Origin of the sequence: Streptomyces scabichelini (assembly GCF_011045015.1) — a bacterium.
GTDB lineage: Bacteria > Actinomycetota > Actinomycetes > Streptomycetales > Streptomycetaceae > Streptomyces > Streptomyces scabichelini.
Genome location: NZ_JAAKZY010000075.1, coordinates 1 through 22,827, shown reverse-complemented (window position 1 = coordinate 22,827; position 22,827 = coordinate 1). Strand labels below are relative to the sequence as shown.

Genomic DNA, 22,827 nt, shown 5'->3' with positions numbered 1-22,827 from the left:
TGACTTCAGTCGTGCGGTGCGGTGATGCGGAACTGCGTGAACGTGGCCGCGCCGGCATGTCCCCCGCCGGTCGGCGCCAGTGCGAACAGGCCGAGCAGGGCGCCGACCCAGCGCCAGGGGGTCGCGGCGAAGACCGGTCCCGAGGGCTGCCGGCCGTCCCCCACGTCGTACGAGAAACGGCAGCGCGCCCCATCGCCGAGCTCGATCCACAGCCGCGCCCGCCCCTCGGGGGCGAGCCGCGGATGCCCGGCGTCCCGTTCCCGCTCGGCGACGGACTCGGCGAACCGGTGCACGAGATGCACCGTCCCGTCGGCGCCCCGCTGGAGCCCGATCCAGCTGAACGCGTCGCCGAGGACGGCGAGTCCGGCCCGGGCGCCGGGCGCCTCGCCGGACAGGGCGAGTTCGACCTCCACGGTGGCGGGTGTTCCGGGCAGCCGCTGCGTGAGTACGTTCGGCAGCTTGCGCAGATCGTGCGCGTCGGCCGTCCGTACGCAGGCCAGCCGCAGTCCGTCGCCCGCGTGCCGGGTCGCCCAGCCCTCCTGCGGATTGGCGGTCCACTGCCACTGGCGCCCGAACCGCCCGCCTGGGAAGTCGTCGTCGGTGGCCGGCGCGGACAAGGGCTGAGGCGGCAGGTCGGGCTTTTTGTGTACGTCGACGGGGGCGCCCTCGTCGCCCAGTACGGGCCAGCCGTCGGTACCCCAGCGCATCGGCTGGAGGTGCACGACCCTCCCGTACGGGCCCTTCTCCTGGAAGTGCGCGAACCAGTCCTCGCCGGACGGGGTGCGTACCCAGCCGCCTTGGTGCGGGCCGTTGACGTCGGTGTCGCCCTGTTCCAGCACGATCCGTTCCTCGTACGGCCCGAAGAAGCCGCGTGAGCGGAAGACGCCCTGCCAGCCGGTCTCCACGCTCCCGGCCGGGGCGAAGATCCAGAACCAGCCGTCGTGCCGGTACAGCTTGGGCCCTTCGAGCGTGAACCAGCCGGGGATGCGGTCCCCGTCGACGATCACCTTGCCCTCGTCGAGCAGGCCCGTGGCGTCGGGCCGCATGCGGTGGCCGGTGAGCCGGTTCTTGATGCCGGAGCGGGACTTGGCCCAGGCGTGCACGAGGTACGCCTCGCCGGTCTCGTCGTCCCACAGGGGGCACGGGTCGATGAGGCCCTTGCCCTCCTTGACCAGGTGCGGGCGTGTCCAGGGGCCGCGTATCTCGGGGGCGTTGACCTGGAAGATGCCGTGGTCGGGGTCGCCCCAGAAGATCCAGAACCGGTCGTCGTGGTGGCGTAAGGACGGCGCCCACACTCCGCAGTCGTGCCGGGGTGTCCTGAACTCCCTTGCGGGCTCGATGAGTTGGAGTGCGTGCCCGACGAGCGTCCAGTTGACGAGGTCGCGGGAGTGCAGCAGCGGCAGGCCCGGGGCGCGGCCGAAGCTGGAGGCGGTCAGGTAGAAGTCGTCGCCGACGCGGATGAGGTCGGGGTCGGACCAGTCGGCGTTCAGGACGGGGTTGCGGTACGTCCCGTCGCCGAGGTCGGAGCTGAAGGCGGGGTTTCCGCCCGGCGCCGTGCTCATGGGCTCACCGCCTTGCGGACGAGCGCCGCCGCTTCGCCCCGGTCGAGGCGGCCGTCGGCGACGACGGTGACGACCCGGCGTACGACGGTGTCCCCGGCCGCGATGTCGAGGCGCTCGTCGTGGGCGAGGGACGAGCCGACGCCCGGGTACTCGGCGGTGCGCACGAACCAGGGGTCGCGGCGGGTCTGCTCGGTGGCGCCGGCGAACACCAGGGTCCAGTTGCCGCCCACGAGTGCGAGCCAGTCGGCGCGCTCGCCGTGCACCGCGTCCTCGCCCTCGGTGTCGTGGGTGAACACGGCGGGCGCCTCGGCTTCCTTGCGGGCGCGCCAGAAGAAGCCGCCGTATGCCGCGCCGGGGCGTCCGTTGGTGGCCGGGCTGCCGATCGACAGGAGTCCGTCCGTCGTGTTGGTGAGGGAGAAGGTGAAGTCCAGCGCCCAGGCGGCGTCGGTGAGTTCGGTGGCCGCGACCGTACGCCGTTCGCGCAGCAGCTCGCCGCCCGCGGCCACCCAGCGCAGCTCCTCCACGAACCCATCCGGGTCCCGGAGCTGGAAGCTCGCGTGCCGCTGGGCGCCGTGGTTGTCGAGCTCGGTGGGGCCCTGGTCGCGGACGAAGGTGCGCCCGCCCCAGAAGTTGTTCCCCTCGACGTCGGGAACGGCGACACCGACGCCGAGGTGGTGTGCGTGGTCGTCCGGGCTCAGCTCGGTGACCGAGGTGCCGGCCAGCGTGGTGACCGGGTGCAGATACGGGCGCGGCGAGAGCCGGGCCGGCAGTTCGGGCCGGGTGATGTAACGGCCGACCGGGCGGCCCGCGATACGCAGGACCAGGGAGTCGTTCATCTTGTGCTCACCTCGTTCGGGAGCGCCCATGAGGCGCCCAGCTCGGAGTAGAGGGAGAGGGTCTCGGCGGCTGCCGTGACGAGAGCGTCGATGCCGCGGACGACCCGGCGGTTCTCGTCGGGCACGCGGTACCAGTCGTCCTCGGTGAGGGCGACCGGATCCGGCGCCTGTCGAATCGCTTCAACCACGCGCATGAACGCGCCCGTCGAGTCGGGGGTGACCAGCAGGTCGGTGCGGCCTTCGAAGTGCTCGACCAGGTTCTCCAGCAGGTCGGTCCTGCTGTACTCGATCTCCTCGGGGCCGCGCCCCGACCGCTGGATCAGGACGCGGTCCTGCTTGTACCAGAAGGTGATCCGGCCGCTGGTGCCGTGCACGAGGACGTACGGCTCGTCGGGCCGCTCGGCGCACAGGGTCGCGGCGACGGTGACCCGGCCGCCGGCCGCGGTGGTGACGCGGACGCACGAGGTGTCGTCGGACTCGATGTCGTTGGCGCGCAGCAGCTCGGTCTCGATGGCGGTGATGTCCTCGGCGCGGGTGGAGCCGTCGAGGGCGAGCGCGGTGGCGACGGCGTGTGCGAGGGGGTTGGTCAGCGCGCCGTCGACGACGTCGACGCCGTCCAGCGTGCGCCGTCCCGCCCAGGCCGCGCGGCGGTAGTACTTCTCTGCGCGCGCCCAGGCGCCGGCCGCCCCGATCCCGGTCACCTCGCCGATCGCGCCCTGCGCGACCAGTTCCCTGATCGCGGGCACGGCGCCCGAGCCCAGCGACTGGAACCCGATCTGGCACACGACTCCGGCGGCCGCGACCCCGTCCGCCATGCGCCGGAACTCGTCGTACGACGGTGCGGGCGGCTTCTCCAGCAGCAGGTGTACGCCCTTGTCGGCGGCGGTCAGCGCCAGGTCGGTGTGGGTGTGAATGGGCGTGCAGATCACGGCGATCGCGGCACCGGTGGAGTCGAGCAGGGCGCCGAAGTCGGCGGACTGCTCGGGCAGTCGGCCGTCGCCGGCGAAGCCGTCCAGCTCCTCCTCGGTGAGCGGCGTCAGCTCACAGATCCCGGCCAGGCGTACGAGGCCCTTGTCCTGGAGGCGGCGGATGTTCTGGAGGTGCCAGTTGCCGTGGCCGCGGGCGCCCGCGAGGACGATCGGCACAGGTGTGGTCATGGGATCCTCCCCGCTCCCGCCCCGCGCGCCACGTCACGGTCGGCTCGCTGGGCGGTGTCGATCTTTCCGTGCAGGGCGGGCGTCCAGCCGACGTCGGCGGTCAGGTCGCGTTCGCTGCCGGAGTTGTAGGCGTTGTTGATGGCGAGCAGGTCGACCGGGTAGCCGTTGAAGAGGCTTCCGGTGGCGTGCAGGGCGGTGCCGTTCCAGCTCTTCACGAGGTCGGCGGCCTCGATGTGGCCGGGTGTGGTGAAGGCGTTGTTCTCGGCGTGGATCGCCGACTCGGTGGAGACGCCCAGGGAGTAGCGGTAGTCGTGGGCGTCCTCGGGGACGACGTACCGGTTGTTGTAGAGGTGCACCTGTCCGAACCGGACGCGCGGGGCGCGCTGCACGACCGACTCGAACTCGTTGTGGTGCAGGGTGACGCGGAGCTTGCCGCGGTCGCCGGTGGCCGTGTCGCCGTTGCCGATGAGCATGGCCTTGTCGTGGTCGGCGAACCGGCTCCAGGAGACGGTCACCAGGTCGGAGGCGTTGGTGATGTCCAGCAGGCCGTCGTGGCGCAGGTAGTTGCGGCCGAAGTAGGTGGGCTCGTCCTCGTCGGGGTGGCCCTTGTCGGAGGCCGTGACGTGATCGATCCACACGTGCGTGGCGCCGCGCAGCCAGATGGTGTCGTACGCGGTCTTCCAGTCGCCGAGGCCGCCGGTGTTGGGCTGCCAGACGGGGAAGCAGTCGTAGGCGTCGCGGAGTTCGAGGTTGCGGACGATGACGTTGTCCGCGTTCTGGATCTGCAGGCCGGCGCCCTTGAGCACCGCCTTGTCGCCGAGGCCGACGATGGTGGTGTTGGACCCGACAACCAGCACGACCCGCTCGGCCTGACGCGCGGCCGACGCCTGCCGGGCCTCCTCCTGCGGGCCGCTCGGCTTGGCTGAGCCCCAGGTCCGCGGGTCGTAGGCGGCCAGGTACTTCTTCAGGTCGTACCCGTCGGTCGCGTAGTCGTCGCAGTCCAGCCGCTTCCCCGCGTCGTCGGTGTTGGCGTCGATCGTCCCCGCGATCTTGATGATCTTCGGGGTCGCGCTGCCCCCGTCGAGCGCGCGGACCAGCTCACTCCGGTTCCGTACGGTGAAGACGTGGGCGTCGTCGGCGGCGGAACCCCCCGTGGTACCACCGTCGGCGGCGGCCCAGCCGTCGTCCGGAGCCAGGGTGTCCCGGCTGATGTCGCGCGCCTCGGCCCCGGCCGGAGTGCTGAGGGTCAACCCCAGTCCCAACACCCCTGCTACGGCGGCGAGTTGGAAACTTCTCCGCTGTCTCATCCCTTCACCGCCCCGGCGCTGAAGCCCGTGATCAGCCACTTCTGGATGAAGGCGAAGACGATCACGACGGGCACGGCCGCGATGATGCCGCCCGCGGCGAGCGCGCCCAGGTCGACGCTGTCGGCGCTCATCAGGCTGTTGAGGCCGACGGGGATCGTCTGCTTGTCCTGGTTGCTGAGGAACATCAGGGCGAACAGGAAGTGGTTCCAGGAGTGCACGAAGGCGAAGGAGCCGACGGCGATCAGGCCCGGCCGCAGCATGGGCAGGACGATGACCCGGAAGGCGGTGAGGCGGTTGCAGCCGTCGACCCAGGCGGCCTCTTCCAGGGAGTACGGGACGTTCCGGATGAAGCCGCTGATCAGGATCATCGACAGCGGCAGCTGGAAGACCGTCTCGGCGATGATGACGCTGCCGAGCGAGTTGATCATCTGGAGCTCGGCGAAGATCTGGAACAGCGGGACCAGGAGCAGCGCGCCGGGCACGAACTGGGAGCAGAGCAGCGCCAGCATGAAGGCGCGTTTGATCTTGAAGTTGAAGCGGGCGAGGGCGTAGCCGCCGGCGAGCGCGACGAGCGTGGTCATCACGAGGGTGGCGAGGCCGACGTAGACGCTGTTCTCGAAGTAGGTCCCGAAGCTGCGCTCGGTCCATACCTTCTCGAAGTGCTCGAAGGTCATGGGCCAGGGCACGAGGGAGGTCGAGCCGGGCTCGCGCAGGGCGAAGAGGAGGATCCAGTAGAAGGGGATGAGCGTGAAGACCAGATAGGCGCCGAGGGGGAAGTAGATCTGCCAGCGCGGGACCTCGTCCCAGGCGCGGCGGCGCTTGCCGGGGCGCTGTGGTGCGGGAGCCTCGTCCTCGGGAGCGGGCGCCGGCGCGGTGGCCGTGTTGGTGCTCACTTGTCGTCACCTCCGAACTTGCTCAGCCGCAGATAGACGATCGAGCAGAAGAGCAGAATCACGAACGCGACGGTGGTCAGGGCCGACGCGTAGCCGAAGTTGTGTGCGTCGACGCTGGTGTTGGCGATGTAGAGCGGGAGTGTCGTCGTCTCTCCCGCGGGTCCGCCGCCGGTGAGGGTGTAGAGCAGGTCGACGTTGTTGAACTCCCACACCGCGCGCAGCAGCGTGGACAGGATGATGGCGTCCTTGAGGTGCGGCAGGGTGATGTGCAGGAACTGCTTGAAACGGCTGGCGCCGTCGACCTCGGCGGCCTCGTACAGGTCCTTCGAGACGGACTGGAGGTCGGCGAGGATGAGGATCGCGAAGAAGGGGACGCCACGCCAGAGATCGGCGACTATCGCCGCGGGGAAGACGGTTGAGGTGTCGGACAGCCATGAGGTGCCGTACTCCCCGATCCCCATGTCGGCGAGGTAACGGCTGATGCCTGTCTGGGAGTTGTAGAGCAGCACCCAGATCGCGGAGGTGAGGACGCCGGAGACGGCCCATGGCGAGAAGACCAGGGCGCGTCCCACCGACCGCCCCACGAAGGTCTGGTTGACGATCAGCGCGAGCGCCAGGCCGAACATCAGCTGGAGGCCGACCTCGACGACGACCCACTTGGCGCTGAAGATCAGCGTGTCCCAGAAGATCGGGTCCTCGGTGAAGGCGTGCACGAAGTTCTCGAAGCCCGCGTAGCCGTTCCGCCACGGCTTGGTGGGGTTGTAGTCCTGCAGGCTGTAGTAGAAGACGCTCAGCACCGGGTAGGCGATGAAGCCCAGCATCAGCAGTCCCGCCGGGGCGATCAGCAGATACGGGAGTCTGCGTGGCGTGGCTGAGCCACGGCGCCGCCGGGGTGGCGCGGGCTTTTTCGCCACGGCTGCGGCTTGGGCCATGACTGTTCTCCGTTCTCGGGGGTGCGGGTGGTGCTGGTGGTACTCGCGGTACTTGGCGTACTGGCGGTACTGGCGGTACTGGTGCTGGTGAAGCGCTTCGCGTTCGTTGTTCGGGATATCGGCCGAGCGGGTCGGCCGTCCGTTCGCTGTTCGTTCCTCAGCCCGCGTACGGGTCCGGCACCTTGCCCGGCCTGGCCAGGAAGGCGAAGTCGCAGCCGGTGTCGGCCTGCGTGATCTGTTCGTTGTAGAGCGCTCCGTAGCCGCGCTCGTAGCGCTCGGGCGGCGGCGTCCATGCCGCCCTGCGCCGCTCCAGCTCCGCGTCGTCCACGTTGAGCTGGAGGGTTCGTGCCTCGACGTCGAGGGTGATGGTGTCCCCGGTCCGTACGAGGGCGAGAGGTCCGCCGATGTACGACTCGGGCGCCACGTGCAGCACGCACGCGCCGTAACTCGTGCCGCTCATCCGGGCGTCGGAGATCCGGAGCATGTCCCGTACGCCCTGCTTCAGCAGGTGGTCGGGGATGGGCAGCATGCCGTACTCGGGCATGCCGGGGCCGCCCTTGGGCCCGGAGTTCCGCAGTACCAGGACGCTGTCGGCGGTGATGCCGAGCGACGGGTCGTTGATGGTCCGCTGCATCGTCTTGTAGTCGTCGAAGACGACCGCGGAACCGGTGTGCTTGAGCAGGTGCGGCTCGGCGGCGATGTGCTTGATGACGGCACCGTCGGGGCAGAGGTTGCCGCGCAGGACCGCGACCCCGCCCTCGTTCGCGACCGGGTTTCCGCGGGGGCGGATCACCTCGTCGTTGTGCACGAGCGCCCCGTCGAGCTGCTCGCGCATCGTGTCGTACGAGACGGTCGGCCGGTCCAGGTGCAGCAGATCGGTGATCCGCGACAGGAAGCCGGGCAGGCCGCCCGCGAAGTGGAAGTCCTCCATCAGGTACCGCTGTCCGCCGGGCCTGACGTTGGCGAGCACCGGAACCGTCCGCGCGATGCGGTCGAAGTCGTCGAGCGTGAGTGTGACGCCCGCCCGGCCGGCCATGGCGATCAGATGGATGACGGCGTTCGTGGAGCCGCCAAGACCCAGGACGGTCGTCACGGCGTCGTCGAAGGCGTCCTGGGTGAGGAGGTCGGACAACTTCCGGTTCTTGCGGACGAGTTCGACGATTCGGAGGCCGGAGGCCGCGGCCATCCGGTCGTGTCCGGAGTCGACGGCGGGGATGCTGGAGGCACCCGGCACGGTGACGCCGAGGGCCTCGGCGGCCGCGGTCAGCGTCGACGCCGTACCCATGGTCATGCAGTGGCCGGGCGAGCGGGCGAGGCCGCTCTCCAGCTCGGTCATCTCGCAGTCGCCGATGAGGCCGGCGCGCTTGTCGTCCCAGTACTTCCACATGTCGGTGCCGGAGCCCAGGATTTCGTTGCGCCAGTGACCCGGCAGCATGGGCCCCGCCGGCACGAAGACGGCCGGCAGGTCGACGGACGCGGCCCCCATGAGCAGCGCGGGCGTGGACTTGTCGCAGCCGCCCATCAGCACGGCACCGTCCACCGGATACGACCGCAGCAACTCCTCGGTCTCCATCGCGAGCATGTTGCGGTAGAGCATCGGGGTCGGCTTCTGGAAGGTCTCGGAGAGCGTGGAGACCGGGAACTCCAGCGGGAAGCCGCCGGCCTGCCACACTCCGCGCTTGACCGCCTGGGCGCGGTCCCGCAGGTGGACGTGACAGGGGTTGATGTCACTCCACGTGTTGAGGATCGCGATGACCGGCTTGCCCAGGTGCTCCTCGGGGAGGTAGCCGAGCTGGCGGGTGCGGGCCCGGTGGCTGAAGGACCGCAGTCCCTCGGTCCCGTACCACTGGTGACTGCGCAACTCCCTTGCGCCGACGGCTGTTTCGTCTGTTTCCTCCGGGCCTGGGCCGGCCTCTGCGCTTGTGTCGGTCATATGGACCACCCCGCGGCGATGGCGGCGACTTCGGCACGTTCGGACTCGGGCAGCAGCCTGCTCGGCGGCCGGACCTCGCGGCGACACAGGCCGAGTGAGGCCAGGGCCTCCTTCACCACGGTCACGTTGTTGGCGGATCCGTTGGCCGCGCGCAGTTCCTCGAACCGGCGGATCTGCTCCCAGACCTTCATGGCGCCCGCGTAGTCCCCCGATCGAAGCGCTTCGATCATGTTCAGCGAAACGGACGGGGCGACGTTCACCAGGCCCGAGGTGAAGCCGGTCGCTCCGGCCGAGAAGTACGAGGGCGCGTACGGCTCGGCGAGGCCGGCGACCCAGACGAAGCGTTCGAGCCCCGCGTCCCGCGCGAAGGCGGCGAAGCGTGCCGCGTCCGGCACGGCGTACTTCACGCCGATGACGTTCGGGCAGACGTCGGCCAGCTCGGCGAGCCGGGCGCCGACGAGCTGGGCGTTGCGGATGTACGGGACGACGCCCAGCTCGGGAACGGCCTCGGCGATCGCCCGGTGGTAGTCGACCCAGCCGCCCTGCGAGACATACGGGTGCACGGGCTGGTGGACCATCACCATCTGCGCTCCGCGGTCGCGGGCGTGCCGGGCGGAGGCGACGGCGGTCGGCACGTCGTGCCCGACCCCGACCAGGACGGCGGCCCGGTCACCCGCCTCGTCGAGGGTCAGCTCCGTGACGAGACGGCGCTCCTCCGGGCTCAGCGTGTAGTACTCGCCGGTGTTGCCGTTCGGCGTGAGGATGCGTACGCCGCCCTCGAGCAGGCGGCCGAGCAGGGCGCGGTGGGTGCCCTGGTCGACGGTGCCGTCCTCGGCGAACGGGGTCACCGGGATCGCCACCACATCGGCCAGCGCCGCCCGTTGCGTCTCGAACGTCGCGCTGCTCATTCCTGGCCACCCTCTCCCTGGGCCTCGGGAAAGGCCCGTTGCACGAACGACGCGATGTGCGAGTGCAGGGCGCTTGCGGCGCCGTCCGAGTCGCCGTCGAGGGCGAGCCGCAGGATCTCCCGGTGCTCGTTCGCCTCCCGGTCCCAGGACGGGTTGGCGGCCCAGGCGACCGCGGAGACCAGGGCGGCCTGGTCGCGGACCTCGTCGAGCATCCGGCCGAGCAGCGGGTTGCCGCAGGGGACGTACAGGGCGCGGTGGAACTCCCGGTTGGCCAGGGAGCGCTGGGCGGTGTCGGTGGCGGCGTCCGCACGTTCGAGCGCGTCACGCGCCGTGTCGAGGGAGGCCCCCCGCTGCACGGAGCGGCGCAGCGCCTCGGGCTCCAGGAGCAGCCGCACGTCGTACACCTCGCGCGCCATGTCCGCGTCCACCATGCGCACCGTGACGCCCTTGTACTGGTTCATCACGACGAGCCCCGTGCCGGCCAGGGTCTTGAGCGCCTCGCGCACCGGGGTCTTGGACACCCCGAACTGCGCGGCCAGCTCCGTCTCGACCAGGGCCTGACCGGGCGTCAGCTGCCCGGTGAGGATGCGGTGTTTGATCCCCTCCAGCACGTATTGCGTGCGGGACGGGATCGGGATGGGCACAGAGGTCATGCGCGCCTCTCGGATCTCATCGATCACTTCACGTGTCGGAACGCGTGGTCGGATCGCGTATATCTGATCTCGCGTATCTGATCTCGCGTATCGCGTCTCATATATGACGTACGAAGTACGACGCGTTGAAGGTAAGAGCGCGCTGATGTTTCGTCAACGCTTCTGACAGAAGAAGTTGGCGTTGACGCTCAACAGATACCGGGGCCGGGCTCACCCGGCCCCGCGGAACCCTTCGTTCAGCCCCTTGCCGTCCAACTCGGGTCGCGCCCGCTCAGGCCGATCACCCGGTCCAGCACAGGCGCCTCGTCCGGTACGGGCACCGCGGGGCCGAAGAGGCCGGAACTGTCCGGGTCGTCGGCCGCGGGGGCGAGGAAGTCGCGGGCGGCCTGGAGGGCCGCCTCGTCGGGGGCATAGTGCTGACCGGTCGCCCGGGCCAGGTCCCAGCCGTGGATGACGAGTTCGTTGGTGGCGACGAGGCCCGCGACCTCGCCGGGAAGGTCGACACCGCCTGCCCGGGTCTCGCCGGTCCAGGCGGACGGGTCGCGCCAGGCCTCGGCGAGTTCGGTGAGGAGCTTGGGGAGTTCGGCACGCCAGTCGGGCTGGAGATCGGGCAGGGAGGAGCCGGGGTCCGTGTTCGTCGTCGGCCCAAGATCCTTTCGGGCCGCGTCCCGGAAGGCCCGGGCCAGACCGACCAGGTGGCCCAGAAGATTACGTACGGCGTACTCCGGACAGGGCGTCGGAGCGCCCAGCTGCTCCTCACGCACCCCCTCCGCGAGGCGCGCCACGATCAAGGCCTGCGGCCCCAGGTCGAGGGTCGTCGAAGTCGTATCGCCCATGGTCGGCTCCTCTGGTCACGGGGTCGTCGGGGTCGTCGGGGTCGTCGGGGTGTAGACCGTCGGCCGTACGGAAACTCATCGACCCCGCTCCCAAGATCATGCTCAGGAATCTGGCCAGGCGTTCGAGCCGGCAGGATGCTCGGTTCATCCGGGACGCTCGAGTCCACGGCCACGAAGGGGAGCCACGCCATGAAGGCGATCGTTCAGGATGCCTACGGATCGGCAGACCTCCTGGAGCTGCGCGACATCGAACGACCCGTACCCGGCGACGACGAAGTGCTGGTCGAGGTACGCGCCGCCGGCGTCGGCCCCGAGGTGTGGCACCTCATGACGGGGCGGCCCTATGTGGCCCGCGTCGCCCTGGGAGTCCGCAAGCCGAAGAACCCCGTGAAGGGCTGGGACGGCGCCGGACGGGTCGAGGCCGTCGGTGCGAAGGTGACCGACTTCAAGCCGGGCGACGAGGTCTTCGGCAACTGCGAGGGCTCGTTCGCCGAGTACGCGCGCGCCAAGGCCGGAAAGCTCGCGCACAAGCCCTCCAACCTCACCTTCGAACAGGCCGCCGCCCTCCCCGTCTCCGGCATGACCGCTCTCCAGGCCCTGAGCGGAAAGTCCCGCCCGACGCCCGGCCGGCGAGTGCTGGTCATCGGGGCCTCCGGCGGCGTGGGAACGTACGCCGTCCAGCTGGCCACGATGTACGGCGCCGAGGTCACGGGCGTCTGCAGTCCCGCGGCCGCGGACTTCGTCCGCTCCCAGGGCGCCGCCCATGTCATCGACTACACCCGCGAGGACATCACCGACGGCCCCCACCGCTACGACGTCATCGTCGACAATGCGGGCCTTCGCCCCCTTACCGTCCTCCGCCGCGCCCTCACCCCCCGCGGCACCCTCGTCATCGTCGGCGGCGAGGGCGGCACCGGCTTCTTCGGCGGCATGAGCCGCGACCTCCGCGCCGTCCTGCTCTCCCCCTTCATCAGCCAGAACCTCCGCAACCTCATCTCCATCGCCCGCCGCGAAGACCTCCTGACCCTCAAGGAACTCGCCGAGAAGGGCAAGATCACTCCGGCGATCGACCGCACGTATCCGCTTGCCGAGGCGGCTGCCGCCATCCGGCATCTGGAGACGGGCCATCCTCGGGGGAAGCTGGTGGTCACCGTCTGACGGCCCGATCATGTTCGAGCAGAGCACGCCGAACGAGTGAGGTGTCGCTCGCCAGGGATGTCGAATGCGCCGGTTCCCGATCGACGTGAGAGTGAAGGCAGCACATTCCAGGACTTGAGGAGCACCCATCGTGACCGTGACCGCGGATATGGCCATCTCCCTCGACGGCTACATCGCCGGCCCCAATGTGGCCCTCGACAACCCGGGAGGCGACGGCGCCGAACCGCTCTTCGAGTGGATCCACAACCTGGCGAGCTGGCGGGAGCGCCAGGGCATGACCGGCGGGGAGGAGAACCGCGACTCCGAGCTGATGCGCGAGTGGTTCGACGCCACCGGGGCGGTGGTCATGGGCCGGATGATGTACGACACGGGCGAGGAGTTCTGGGGCGCCAACCCGCCCTTCCGGGCCCCGGTCTTCGTGCTCACCCACCGCCCCCGGCCGACCCTGGTCAAGGAGGGCGGCACCACCTTCACCTTCGTCACCGACGGCATCCACAGCGCCCTCGACCAGGCGAAGGCCGCCGCCGGGGACAGGAACGTCGACATCGCGGGCGGGGCGAGCACGGTGCAGCAGTACCTCGGGGCCGGGCTCATCGACGAGCTGCAGCTGCACGTGGTGCCCGCGCTCCTCGGAGCGGGACTGCGGCTCTTCGAGGGACTGGGCGCGCGGAAACTCGAGCCGGTCAGGGTGGTCGACACGCCCCTCGCGACGCACCTGAAGTACCGCTTCATCGAGCGGTGAGGAGTTGTCGGAGTGCTTACGCTGACGAAGATTGCCGAGGACCCGCTTGTCCGTGATTAAGGCAGTCGCCCGATCCTTTGCACAGGCCCTTAGGCCCAAGATGACGGGCCATGACGACATCGGCATCAGCATCGGCATCGCATTCGCCGTGGACAGTGACCCGTGTCCTGAGGGACCGCAACGCCGCCCTCTACCTGGGCGGAGTCGTGGTCTCCGGGTTCGGCTCGTCGGCGATGTGGCTCGTGGCCGGGATCTGGGTGAAGGACCTGACCGGCTCGGACGGTCTGGCCGCCCTCTGTGTCTTCGCCCTCTGGGCGCCCACACTCGTCGGCCCCCTCCTGGGCACACTCGCCGACCGCACCCGCCGCAGACCGCTGCTGGTGTGGACGAACCTGGGCCTGGCCGCGCTCCTCCTGTCCCTGTTCGCCGTCGGCTCGCCCGGCACCCTCTGGATCCTCTTCGCGGTACTGCTCGTGTACGGCGCGACCGGCGTCGTTCACGACGCGGCGGAGTCCGCCCTGGTGGCCACGGCGGTCGACGAGCGGCTCCTCGGCGACTTCAACGGCCTGCGGATGTCAGCGAACGAAGGCATGAAGCTGGTCGCCCCGCTCGCCGGAGCGGGCCTGTACGCGGCCTACGGCGGCGCACACGTCGCCCTCCTGGACGCGCTCACCTTCGTCCTTGCCGCGGGTCTCTACACCCTCCTGCGGGTACGTGAGCCGAAGCCGCTCCCGGCCTCGGCCGGCTGGCGCACACAGACAGCCGACGGCGCCCGCTACCTCTGGCACCACGAGACACTGCGCCCCCTCGTCGTCGCCGGCGGCACGACCATGCTCTTCGCGGGACTCAACGGCGCGACGATCTACGCGGTGGTCGAGGGCCTGGGCCACTCCCCCGCGTACACAGGTCTTCTGTACGCCGTCCAGGGCGCCGGTTCCGTAGCAGTCGGTCTGGCCTCGGGTCCGCTCCTCCGCCGCCTGGGCGCACACCGGTTCGCGGGGTACGGCATCGCGCTCACCGCCCTGGCCGTGACGGCTCGCGCGCTCCCGTACGACGCGGTGGTCCTCGTCTCGGCCGCGGCGGTCGGCCTCGGCCTCCCCTGTGTGCTGATCGCCGCCCTCACGGCCGTCCAGCGCGAAACCCCGGCCGGCCTCCTGGGCCGTACGGCCGCGACCGCCAACACGCTGATGTTCGCCCCGAGCGCGGTGGGGCTCGCGCTGGGCGCGGGCCTGGTCGAACTGGTCGACCACCAAGTGCTGTTGATGGTGCTCGGGTCGGCCCGGCTGGTGACGGTCGTACCGATGCTCAGGCGTCAGCCGAGCCGGGCGAGCGCGTCCGCCACGAGTGACAGGTCCTCGTCGGACGCCAACCCCGCGTGATACAGCCGTACTTCACTCGCCCCGAGTTCGACCGCCCGCGTCACGTCCTGCGTCAGCGTGCCCGGGCTGCCGCCCATGCCTCGCACGACGGGGAAGTTGGCCGCCAGCACGCTTCCCTCGACTTGCCTTTCGGCGAAGGGAGTCAGCAGGTCCGGTCCTCCCGCGCACGGCACGACCACGCCGTCGGCGACGGACAGGATGTGCTCGGGGTCCACGCCGGCGTTCGCGCCGCAGTGGTACGAGGCCGGGTCCGCGTGCAGCAGGATCCGGAACCCCTCGGGAGCGGCCGCGCGCACGGCGGTGACCGTCTCCGACTGGAGTGAGCGCGCGACGGAGTCCCGCCACGCGCGCGTGGCCGTCGCGAGTTCGCCGCCGAGGAGTTTTTCCACCGCTTCCCAGCCCCCGGCGGGCGCCTCGCCCCGCCACACGGGCTCCAAGGCACGCCGGACCGCGGCCGCCAACTCGTCGGGGTCAAGGCCCAGTTGCGTATAGCCGTCGCGGCAGGAGGGGCAGAAGCACAGCGACATCAGGTACTGCCCGGCGTCCCCGAGCGCCACGCCCGCCGTCTTGTCGTGGGCGTGGAGATGGGCGAACCCGTACCAGCCGAGGGACTCCAGTTCCGTGCCTCCGGCACCGGGCCGCACCGCCGCCTCGACGGCCAGGTCGACGAGGTACTCGCGCGTGTCGGGCTGTGCGATGCAGGGAGCCCACGGATAGCGGTCTCCGTAGGCGTTGGTCACGGAGGTGTCCGGAAACTCGTCCCCCATACGGGAGTTGTGCGCGAGCACCACCCAGGTGTGCACCTGGAGCCCGGCCAGCGCCAGGGCCGAGGCGGCCTCCCCGTACGCGTCCCCCGGAGCCCAGTCCCCGGCGGCGTACGGCCGCAGCCGGCGCCCCTCCCACCGCCGGCCGACCGGGTAGAGCACGGCCGCGTGGCGGGCGGTGACGATGCGGTGCCGTGGGTGCCGGGGAGTCAGCGCGCGTGTGGAGTGGTAGGCGGAGGCGAGCGTCGCCTGCCGCACCCCGAGTCCGGCGATCCGCGCCGCGGCCTCCGGGTCGCCGTTGACGTCCCACGGGTAGACGAAAGCGGACGCCTTCACCGGCCCTGCCCTCCTGACCGCCCGAACTGCCCTGCCGGCCGGCTCACTTGTCCTCCTGGAGAAGCGCCTCGCCCCGCTCGATCAGCTGGGTGAGCTGCTTGATGTGGTCGTCGCTCGGCTCGTGCAGCGGCGGCCGCACCTCGCCCACATCGAGCCCCTTCAGCCGTACGCCCGCCTTGACCAGGGAGACAGCGTAGCCGCGGCCCTTCGCGCGCAGTTCGACGAGGGGCCGGTAGAAGCCGTCCAGCAGCCGGTTCGCGGTGGTGTCGTCACCGGAGTTGAGCGCCTTGTGGAAGGCGAGGGCGAGCTCCGGTGCGAAGCAGAAGACGGCGGAGGAGTACAGCGTGATGCCGATGCCGCGGTAGGCGAGACCGGTGAGTTCGGCGGTCGGCAGGCCGTTGAAGTACAGGAACTCGCCCGGGACTTCGGAACGCACCGCGCTCACGATGCGCTGCATCAGATCGAGGTCCCCGACGCCGTCCTTGAAGCCGATGATGCCCTCGGTGCGGGCCAGCGAGACGACGGTCTCGGGCGTGAACACGGCGTTGTCGCGCTGGTAGACGATGACCTCGAGCGAGGTGGCGCGGGCCAGCTCCGTGTAGTGCCGCAGCAGTCCCTCCTGCCCGGCGACGACGAGATACGGCGGCATGGCCAGCAGCCCGTCCGCCCCGGCCTCCTCGGCGAGCTTCGCGTACCGCACGGCGAGTGCGGTCCCGTATCCGGCGCCCGCGACCACCGGCACGCGCCCCGCCGTCTCCTCGACGGCCGCGCGCACGCAGTCCTGGAACTCCTCGGGCGTGAGCGCGTGGAACTCACCGGTCCCGCAGCAGGCGAAGACGGCGGCGGCCCCGGCCTCGACGCCTCGCCGGACGTGTGCGCGGTAGACGTCGAGGTCGACGGCACCGTCAGGGCCGTACGCGGTGACGGGGAAGAACAGCGGCCCGCTCGGGATAACGAGGCGAGCGGCAAGAGGCGCTGACGTCACGGGCTCTCCCTAGGCATGCACGTACACGCCGACCGTGCACGTCTCTGATTGGCGTCTATATTTCTGAACACACCCACGCTAAGGCGCCCCCTTGGGGCCGGTCAAGCCGGTGAAGTCGCACAACACAAGCAACAAAGGGGCTGATTTCCACCTCCGCGCGACACTTGACGCGGCAGGCCGACGATCCATAGCGTGTCCATGGATGTGAATGCCGTACACGATGACGGCTGTTGATTCAAGGAGACCCGAGGATGCCCGCTCCCCGCACCGTTCTGCTCACCGGCGCCGCCGGCGGCCTCGGCACCCTGATGCGGGGACTTCTGCCCGCGTACGGATACGAGCTGCGCCTCCTCGACATGCGACCGATCGACGGCGAACCGGATGCGATCACCGCCGACCTCGGCGACAAGGACGCCCTGCGCGAGGCCGTGCGGGGCGTCGACGCGATCATCCACCTGGCGGGCATCTCCCTGGAATCCACCTTCGACAAGATTCTCAAGGCCAACATCGAGGGCACGTACAACCTGTACGAGGCCGCGCGCGAAGAGGGCATCCGGCGCATCGTCTTCGCCTCCTCCAACCACGCGGTCGGCTTCACACCGCGTCCGCAGGGAGACGCACCCCACGATCCGAGCACGCTGATCCCGATCGACACCCCGCGCCGCCCGGACACCTTCTACGGGCTGTCGAAGTCGTTCGGGGAGGACCTGGCGCAGTTCTACTGGGACAAGTACGGCACGGAGACCGTGTCCGTCCGGATCGGGTCCTGCTTCCCGGAGCCGGCCAACGTGCGCATGCTGTCGGTCTGGATGAGCCCCGGCGACGGCGCCCGCCTCTTCCACGCGGCTCTGACCGCCGAGGACGTCCAGCACACCGTCGTCTACGGCTCGTCCGCGAACACCCGCCTGTGGTGGGACCTCTCGACGGCCCGGGCACTCGGTTACGAGCCGCAGGACGACTCGGAGCAGTACGCCGGGAAGATCGTCGCCGAGCAGGGCGAGCTGGACCCGGAGAACCCGGACCATGACCACCTGGGCGGCCACTTCGTGACCAAGCCGCCGATCTGGCCTTACTGACGCGCACTGCGGAGCGCACGATGGACGGGCGGGCACCGAACGGGCCCGCCCGTTCGGTATTTCGGGCACGGACGCTGCCCGAACTCACGTCGCGTTCCGCTTCGTCCCAGGTCCGGCGCGGACACCGGCCGAGGTAAACGGGCAGATACGGGCAGTATCGGGCGCGGAACAGACCTGGTCAGCGCCGCAGGCTCGCTGTAGAACTTCCCCCATGGCCCCGGTGGGCCCGAACGGGCAGTGTGGGAGCACAGCGAGTGAGCAAGAAAGCAGGTGTCGGCCATGACCGCGGAAGAACGTCAGCGGGAGATCGTCCTGGCCGCCCGCCGCACGGGTTCGGTCGACGTCAACGCGCTCGCCGCCGAGCTAGGTGTCGCGAAGGAGACCGTCCGCCGCGACCTGCGTGCCCTGGAGGACCACGGTCTGGTACGCCGCACCCACGGCGGCGCCTATCCCGTGGAGAGCGCCGGCTTCGAGACGACCCTCGCCTTCCGCGCCACCAGCCACGTACCCGAGAAGCGGCGGATCGCGGCCGCCGCGGCCGAACTGCTCGGGGACGCCGAGACGGTCTTCGTCGACGAGGGCTTCACCCCCCAGCTCATCGCCGAGTCACTGCCCAGGGACCGGCCGCTGACCGTGGTCACCGCGTCCCTGCCCGCCGCGGGCGCCCTCGCCGAGTCCGAGAACATCTCGGTCCTGCTGCTCGGCGGCCGGGTCAGGCACGGCACGCTCGCGACCGTCGACCACTGGACCACGAAGATGCTCGCCGGCTTCGTCATCGACCTGGCGTACATCGGCGCCAACGGCATCTCCCGTGAGCACGGCCTCACCACCCCCGACCCGGCGGTCAGCGAGGTCAAGTCGCAGGCGATCCGGGCCGCCCGCAGGACGGTGTTCGCGGGCGTGCACACCAAGTTCGGGGCCGTCAGTTTCTGCCGGTTCGCTGAGATCAGCGTCCTGGAGGCGATCGTCACCAGCACCCTCCTGCCCACGTCCGAAGCTCACCGCTACTCGCTGCAGGGCCCGCAGGTCATCCGAGTCTGAAATCCCGACCGAACGAGTCTGAAAATCCAACCGACCCGCTACGTAGGCATCGCGTTCCCCAAGGCCATCCCATTTGCACCAAATATCCAGGAGCGATCCATGCGAACCCAGAGCCGACGGAGGCCGCGCGGACTACTTGCCGCGGCCGCCGCAGGGACGCTGCTCGCCCCGCTGCTCTCCGGCTGCTGGACCGGAGCGGGCGGAGCCGGTTCAGGCGGCAACTCCATCAACGTCCTCATGGTCAACAACCCGCAGATGGTGGAGCTGCAGAAGCTCACCGCCGCCCACTTCACCAAGGAGACCGGCATCAAGGTGAACTTCACCGTGCTGCCGGAGAACGACGTCCGCGACAAGATCAGCCAGGACTTCGCCAACCAGGCCGGCCAGTACGACGTCGCCACCCTCAGCAACTACGAGATACCGATCTACGCCAAGAACGGCTGGCTGCACGAGATGAACTCGTACGTCGCCAAGGACAGCGCGTACGACGAGAAGGACGTCCTCACCCCGATGCGGCAGTCCCTCACCGCCGAGGACGGCAAGCTCTACGGACAGCCCTTCTACGGCGAGTCGTCCTTCCTGATGTACCGCAAGGACGTGTTCGCAGAGAAGGGCCTGACGATGCCCGAGCGCCCGACCTGGACGCAGGTGGCCGACCTCGCCGCCGAGGCCGACGGCGCCGAGTCGGGCATGAAGGGCATCTGTCTGCGCGGCCTGCCGGGCTGGGGCGAGATCATGGCGCCGCTCACCACGGTCGTGAACACCTTCGGCGGCACCTGGTTCGACAAGAACTGGAAGGCACAGCTGAACTCCCCCGAGTTCGAAAAGGCGACGAAGTTCTACGTGGACCTCGTGCGCAAGCACGGTGAGTCCGGCGCCGCCCAGTCCGGCTTCGCCGAGTGCCTCAACAACATGACCCAGGGCAAGGTCGCCATGTGGTATGACGCCACCTCCGCCGCCGGTTCGCTCGAGTCCGCCAACTCCCCGGTCAAGGGCAAGATCGGCTACGTACCGGCCCCCGTCGAGAAGACCGAGTCCTCCGGCTGGCTCTACACCTGGGCCTGGGGCATCCAGGACGCGTCCAGGAACAAGGACAAGGCCTGGAAGTTCGTCTCCTGGGCGTCGAGCAAGGAGTACGAGCAGCTGGTCGGCGACAAGATCGGCTGGTCCAACGTCCCGGCGGGCAAGCGCGCGTCGACGTACACGAACCCCGCCTACGCCAAGGAGGCCGCCGCCTTCCAGGAGATGACGAAGGACGCCATCGAGGGCGCCCGGCCCAACGACCCGGGAGTACAGCCGCGGCCGGCCCCCGGCATCCAGTTCGTCGGCATCCCCGAGTTCACCGACCTCGGAACCAAGGTCTCGCAGGAGATCAGCGCGGCCATCGCCGGACGCCAGTCCGTCGATTCGGCCCTGAACAAGTCGCAACAGCTCGCCGAGGACATCTCCGAGGAGTACGAGGGACGATGACCGCCACGACGACAGCCCCGGTAGCCGCCACACCCGTACGCGCCGAGAAACCCCCCTCGGGAGGCCGACTGCGCGCCTGGGCGACACGAGCCCCGCTCCTGCCCGCCCTGATCTTCATGATCGCCGTGACCCAGCTCCCCTTCGTGGCCACGCTGGTGATCTCCTTCTTCGACTGGAACTCCCTCTACCCCGATGCCCGCGAGTTCACGGGCTTCGGCAACTACTCCGAGGTCCTGACCGACGCGGACCTGCGCAAGTCGGTGTGGACCACGATCCTGCTGACGGTCGCCGTGGTCCTGGCCAGCCTGATCCTCGGTCTGGTCCTCGCCCTGCTCCTGGACCGCAAGTTCCGGGGCCGCGGCCTGGTCCGCACGCTCCTGATCGCACCGTTCCTGGTGGTCCCGGTGGCCGCGGCCCTCCTGTGGAAGCACGTCCTCTACAACCCGGAGTACGGCCTCTTCAACGGCCTGCTGCACTACGTGGGCGGCCCGCAACCTGACTGGATCTCCAACACCCCGCTCCTGGCGGTCGAGGCCTCCCTCGTCTGGCAGTGGACGCCCTTCATGATGCTGATCCTGCTCGCGGGGCTGCAGAGCCGCGACCACCAGCAGATCGAGGCCGCGCGGGTGGACGGCGCGAGCGACTGGCAGGTCTTCCGCTACCTCACGCTCCCGCACCTTCGCCGCTACCTGGAACTCGGCGCCCTCCTGGGCTCCATCTACATCGTCCAGAACTTCGACGCCGTCTTCACCATCACGTCCGGCGGCCTCGGCACCGCCAACCTCCCCTACACCGTCTACCAGAGCTTCTACCAGGCCCACGAGAACGGCCTCGCCTCCGCGGCCGGCGTCCTCGTCGTCATCGGCTCGATCATCATCGCGACCTTCGCGCTGCGCGTGGTCTCGTCCCTGTTCCGCGAGGAGGTGTCCCGCGCATGAGTGCCACCGCGATACGTCTGCGTCCCCGCCGCACCCGAGGAGCCGGACTCGGTCTGCTGGCCTGGCTGCTCGGTCTGCTGTTCTTCCTGCCCATCGCCTGGATGGCCCTGACGTCCTTCCACTCCGAGGAGGACGCCGCCACCAATCCCCCGTCCTTCGCGGCCGCCCTCACCCTCGACGGCTACCGCGAGTTCTTCGGCGCGGGAGGCGGCGCGAGCCCCTGGCCCTCGCTCATCAACTCGACGGTGGCGTCGGTCGCGTCCACGCTGCTCGTGCTCCTGCTGGCCCTCCCGGCGGCGTACGCACTCTCCATCCGCCCGGTGAAGAAGTGGACGGACGTCCTGTTCTTCTTCCTCTCCACGAAGATGCTGCCGGTGGTGGCGGGCCTCCTGCCGATCTACCTCTTCGCGAAGAACACCGGAATGCTGGACAACATCTGGCTCCTGGTCATCCTCTACACGTCGATGAACCTGCCGATCGCGGTGTGGATGATGCAGTCGTTCCTGGCGGAGGTACCGGTCGCGATCATCGAGGCGGCGCAGATAGACGGCGCGAGGCTACCGACGATCCTGGCGCGCGTGGTGGCTCCGATCGCCCTCCCCGGCATAGCCGCGACGGCCCTGATCTGCTTCATCTTCAGCTGGAACGAGCTGCTCTTCGCTCGCGTGCTGACAGGCGTGGTCGCCGAAACGGCCCCCGTCTTCCTGACCGGCTTCATCACCAGCCAGGGCCTGTTCCTGGCGAAGGTGTGCGCCGCGTCGCTCGTCATCTCCCTGCCGGTGCTCGCCGCGGGGTTCGCCGCCCAGGACAAACTGGTCCAGGGCCTGTCTCTGGGAGCCGTGAAATGAAGGCCGCCGTCATCGAGTCCGTGGGCCGCGCCGTCGTCACCGAGGTCCCGGACCCGACGCCAGGGCCCCGCGAGGTCGTCGTCGAGGTCGCCGCCTGCGGCCTGTGCGGCACCGATCTGCACATCCTCCAGGGCGAGTTCGCGCCCAAGCTGCCGATCGTGCCGGGGCATGAGTTCGCGGGCGAGGTGGTCGGGGTGGGCACTCAGATCACGGAACTGTCGGTGGGCGACCGAGTGGCGGTGGACCCGTCCCTCTACTGCTACGAGTGCCGGTACTGCCGTACGGGCCACAACAACCTCTGTGAACGGTGGGCCGCGATCGGAGTGTCGACGGCGGGCGGCGCCGCCCAGTACGCCGTCGCCCCGGTGGCCAACTGCGTCAAGCTCCCCGAGCACGTACGCACCCAGGACGCGGCCCTGGTGGAGCCCTTGTCGTGCGCGGTACGCGGCTACGACGTCCTGAACTCCCGGCTGGGCGCGCACGTCCTGATCTACGGCTCCGGAACGATGGGCCTGATGATGCTGGAGCTCGCCAAGCGGACGGGGGCGGCGAGCGTGGACGTGGTGGACCTCAATCCGCAGCGCCTGTCGACGGCGGAGCAGCTCGGCGTCTCGGCGACAGCCGCGAACCCCGACGAGCTGGACCGGCCGCAGGGCTGGGACCTGGTCATCGACGCGACGGGCAACGCGGCGGCGATCCAGGATGGCCTCGACCGGGTGGCGAAGGCCGGCACGTTCCTCCAGTTCGGAGTGGCGGACTACGCGACCCGGGTCACGATCGATCCGTACCGCATCTACAACCAGGAGATCACCATCACCGGTTCCATGGCGGTCCTCCACAGCTTCGAACGCGCGGCGGAGCTGTTCGCGACGGGTGTCCTCGACCCTGACATCTTCATCAGCGACCGCATCCCCCTGGACCGCTACCCCCAGGCCCTGGAGCAGTTCGCGTCGGGGGTGGGGCGGAAGATCGTGGTGGTCCCGTAAGGGGTTTCCCTCGCCCCCGCCGCCCTTACCCGTCCCATACCAAGGGGCTCCGCCCCTGGACCCCGCTGGGGGCTGCGCCCCCAGACC

At 69.8% G+C, this 22,827-nt stretch carries 21 protein-coding genes; 9 read left to right on the top strand and 12 right to left on the bottom strand.

Features of this window, described 5'->3' with window-relative positions; genetic code table 11:
- Positions 1–5: 5 nt before the first annotated feature.
- From G5C60_RS23450 to G5C60_RS23405, 10 genes are all read right to left on the bottom strand, one after another.
- Positions 6–1,562, bottom strand: a complete 1,557-nt coding sequence (locus G5C60_RS23450; RefSeq protein ID WP_165262472.1) for a glycoside hydrolase family 43 protein — start codon at positions 1,560–1,562, stop codon at positions 6–8.
- Entirely contained in the window at positions 1,559–2,398 is an 840-nt protein-coding gene (locus tag G5C60_RS23445; RefSeq protein ID WP_165262470.1) for a DUF6807 domain-containing protein, read from the bottom strand. Before G5C60_RS23445 ends, G5C60_RS23450 begins: the two co-directional genes overlap by 4 nt.
- Positions 2,395–3,555: a Gfo/Idh/MocA family protein gene (locus G5C60_RS23440; protein WP_165262468.1), complete on the bottom strand. Its 1,161-nt coding sequence runs from the start codon at positions 3,553–3,555 to the stop codon at positions 2,395–2,397. Before G5C60_RS23440 ends, G5C60_RS23445 begins: the two co-directional genes overlap by 4 nt.
- On the bottom strand, positions 3,552–4,862 hold the full coding sequence (locus G5C60_RS23435) for a pectate lyase family protein (protein ID WP_165262466.1): 1,311 nt from the start codon (positions 4,860–4,862) through the stop codon (positions 3,552–3,554). The genes G5C60_RS23440 and G5C60_RS23435 overlap by 4 nt, the downstream gene beginning before the upstream one ends.
- Positions 4,859–5,755: an ABC transporter permease subunit gene (locus G5C60_RS23430; protein ID WP_165262464.1), complete on the bottom strand. Its 897-nt coding sequence runs from the start codon at positions 5,753–5,755 to the stop codon at positions 4,859–4,861. The genes G5C60_RS23435 and G5C60_RS23430 overlap by 4 nt, the downstream gene beginning before the upstream one ends.
- On the bottom strand, positions 5,752–6,687 hold the full coding sequence (locus G5C60_RS23425; protein ID WP_165262462.1) for a carbohydrate ABC transporter permease: 936 nt from the start codon (positions 6,685–6,687) through the stop codon (positions 5,752–5,754). Before G5C60_RS23425 ends, G5C60_RS23430 begins: the two co-directional genes overlap by 4 nt.
- Before the next feature lie 157 nt (positions 6,688–6,844).
- Positions 6,845–8,620 carry an L-arabinonate dehydratase gene (araD, locus tag G5C60_RS23420; RefSeq protein WP_241267009.1) on the bottom strand — a complete coding sequence of 592 codons (1,776 nt, stop codon included), beginning with the start codon at positions 8,618–8,620 and terminating at the stop codon, positions 6,845–6,847.
- Positions 8,617–9,528, bottom strand: a complete 912-nt coding sequence (locus tag G5C60_RS23415; protein WP_165262460.1) for a dihydrodipicolinate synthase family protein — start codon at positions 9,526–9,528, stop codon at positions 8,617–8,619. The genes araD and G5C60_RS23415 overlap by 4 nt, the downstream gene beginning before the upstream one ends.
- Positions 9,525–10,181, bottom strand: a complete 657-nt coding sequence (locus G5C60_RS23410; protein WP_165262458.1) for a GntR family transcriptional regulator — start codon at positions 10,179–10,181, stop codon at positions 9,525–9,527. The genes G5C60_RS23415 and G5C60_RS23410 overlap by 4 nt, the downstream gene beginning before the upstream one ends.
- Before the next feature lie 236 nt (positions 10,182–10,417).
- A complete protein-coding gene (locus tag G5C60_RS23405) occupies positions 10,418–11,017 on the bottom strand; it encodes a TIGR03086 family metal-binding protein (RefSeq protein WP_165262456.1) in 600 nt (199 codons plus the stop codon).
- A 189-nt stretch (positions 11,018–11,206) separates the two neighbouring features.
- On the opposite strand from G5C60_RS23405, the gene G5C60_RS23400 reads away from it, so the two are divergent.
- The 3 genes from G5C60_RS23400 (at position 11,207) to G5C60_RS23390 (ending at position 14,296) form a co-directional block, all read left to right on the top strand.
- On the top strand, positions 11,207–12,175 hold the full coding sequence (locus G5C60_RS23400; RefSeq protein ID WP_165262454.1) for an NAD(P)-dependent alcohol dehydrogenase: 969 nt from the start codon (positions 11,207–11,209) through the stop codon (positions 12,173–12,175).
- A gap of 130 nt (positions 12,176–12,305) precedes the next feature.
- A complete protein-coding gene (locus G5C60_RS23395) occupies positions 12,306–12,917 on the top strand; it encodes a dihydrofolate reductase family protein (protein ID WP_165262452.1) in 612 nt (203 codons plus the stop codon).
- 110 nt (positions 12,918–13,027) lie between these two features.
- Positions 13,028–14,296, top strand: coding sequence for an MFS transporter (locus G5C60_RS23390; protein ID WP_165262450.1), 1,269 nt, complete (start codon positions 13,028–13,030; stop codon positions 14,294–14,296).
- Here the strand turns inward: G5C60_RS23390 and G5C60_RS23385 are convergent.
- Complete coding sequence (locus G5C60_RS23385) at positions 14,230–15,396, bottom strand: hypothetical protein (protein WP_165262448.1); 1,167 nt, start codon at positions 15,394–15,396, stop codon at positions 14,230–14,232. The genes G5C60_RS23390 and G5C60_RS23385 overlap by 67 nt on opposite strands.
- A gap of 43 nt (positions 15,397–15,439) precedes the next feature.
- The gene (locus G5C60_RS23380) at positions 15,440–16,381 is read right to left on the bottom strand and encodes a 5-dehydro-4-deoxyglucarate dehydratase (RefSeq protein ID WP_165262446.1); all 942 of its coding nucleotides are present in this window, start codon (positions 16,379–16,381) and stop codon (positions 15,440–15,442) included.
- A gap of 251 nt (positions 16,382–16,632) precedes the next feature.
- Between G5C60_RS23380 and G5C60_RS23375 the strand changes: the two genes are divergently transcribed.
- The 6 genes from G5C60_RS23375 (at position 16,633) to G5C60_RS23350 (ending at position 22,740) form a co-directional block, all read left to right on the top strand.
- Positions 16,633–17,457, top strand: coding sequence for an NAD-dependent epimerase/dehydratase family protein (locus G5C60_RS23375; protein WP_165262444.1), 825 nt, complete (start codon positions 16,633–16,635; stop codon positions 17,455–17,457).
- Positions 17,458–17,736: 279 nt separating this feature from the next.
- Complete coding sequence (locus G5C60_RS23370) at positions 17,737–18,498, top strand: DeoR/GlpR family DNA-binding transcription regulator (RefSeq protein WP_206439900.1); 762 nt, start codon at positions 17,737–17,739, stop codon at positions 18,496–18,498.
- Positions 18,499–18,597: 99 nt separating this feature from the next.
- A complete protein-coding gene (locus G5C60_RS23365; RefSeq protein WP_165262440.1) occupies positions 18,598–19,968 on the top strand; it encodes an ABC transporter substrate-binding protein in 1,371 nt (456 codons plus the stop codon).
- The gene (locus G5C60_RS23360; RefSeq protein WP_165262438.1) at positions 19,965–20,906 is read left to right on the top strand and encodes a carbohydrate ABC transporter permease; all 942 of its coding nucleotides are present in this window, start codon (positions 19,965–19,967) and stop codon (positions 20,904–20,906) included. Before G5C60_RS23365 ends, G5C60_RS23360 begins: the two co-directional genes overlap by 4 nt.
- Positions 20,903–21,754 (top strand): carbohydrate ABC transporter permease, encoded by an 852-nt coding sequence (locus G5C60_RS23355; RefSeq protein WP_165262436.1) that lies wholly within the window; start codon positions 20,903–20,905, stop codon positions 21,752–21,754. The genes G5C60_RS23360 and G5C60_RS23355 overlap by 4 nt, the downstream gene beginning before the upstream one ends.
- Complete coding sequence (locus G5C60_RS23350; RefSeq protein ID WP_165262434.1) at positions 21,751–22,740, top strand: zinc-dependent alcohol dehydrogenase family protein; 990 nt, start codon at positions 21,751–21,753, stop codon at positions 22,738–22,740. Before G5C60_RS23355 ends, G5C60_RS23350 begins: the two co-directional genes overlap by 4 nt.
- Positions 22,741–22,827: the final 87 nt, after the last annotated feature.

Coding starts and splice junctions, on each gene's coding strand:
- G5C60_RS23405 (WP_165262456.1), bottom strand. CDS start 11,017: ATGGGCGATACGACTTCGACGACCCTCGACCTGGGGCCGCAGGCCTTG.
- G5C60_RS23450 (WP_165262472.1), bottom strand. CDS start 1,562: ATGAGCACGGCGCCGGGCGGAAACCCCGCCTTCAGCTCCGACCTCGGC.
- G5C60_RS23445 (WP_165262470.1), bottom strand. CDS start 2,398: ATGAACGACTCCCTGGTCCTGCGTATCGCGGGCCGCCCGGTCGGCCGT.
- G5C60_RS23440 (WP_165262468.1), bottom strand. CDS start 3,555: ATGACCACACCTGTGCCGATCGTCCTCGCGGGCGCCCGCGGCCACGGC.
- G5C60_RS23415 (WP_165262460.1), bottom strand. CDS start 9,528: ATGAGCAGCGCGACGTTCGAGACGCAACGGGCGGCGCTGGCCGATGTG.
- G5C60_RS23400 (WP_165262454.1), top strand. CDS start 11,207: ATGAAGGCGATCGTTCAGGATGCCTACGGATCGGCAGACCTCCTGGAG.
- G5C60_RS23355 (WP_165262436.1), top strand. CDS start 20,903: ATGAGTGCCACCGCGATACGTCTGCGTCCCCGCCGCACCCGAGGAGCC.
- G5C60_RS23425 (WP_165262462.1), bottom strand. CDS start 6,687: ATGGCCCAAGCCGCAGCCGTGGCGAAAAAGCCCGCGCCACCCCGGCGG.
- G5C60_RS23365 (WP_165262440.1), top strand. CDS start 18,598: ATGCGAACCCAGAGCCGACGGAGGCCGCGCGGACTACTTGCCGCGGCC.
- G5C60_RS23350 (WP_165262434.1), top strand. CDS start 21,751: ATGAAGGCCGCCGTCATCGAGTCCGTGGGCCGCGCCGTCGTCACCGAG.
- G5C60_RS23435 (WP_165262466.1), bottom strand. CDS start 4,862: ATGAGACAGCGGAGAAGTTTCCAACTCGCCGCCGTAGCAGGGGTGTTG.
- G5C60_RS23410 (WP_165262458.1), bottom strand. CDS start 10,181: ATGACCTCTGTGCCCATCCCGATCCCGTCCCGCACGCAATACGTGCTG.
- araD (WP_241267009.1), bottom strand. CDS start 8,620: ATGACCGACACAAGCGCAGAGGCCGGCCCAGGCCCGGAGGAAACAGAC.
- G5C60_RS23375 (WP_165262444.1), top strand. CDS start 16,633: ATGCCCGCTCCCCGCACCGTTCTGCTCACCGGCGCCGCCGGCGGCCTC.
- G5C60_RS23360 (WP_165262438.1), top strand. CDS start 19,965: ATGACCGCCACGACGACAGCCCCGGTAGCCGCCACACCCGTACGCGCC.
- G5C60_RS23390 (WP_165262450.1), top strand. CDS start 13,028: ATGACGACATCGGCATCAGCATCGGCATCGCATTCGCCGTGGACAGTG.
- G5C60_RS23370 (WP_206439900.1), top strand. CDS start 17,737: ATGACCGCGGAAGAACGTCAGCGGGAGATCGTCCTGGCCGCCCGCCGC.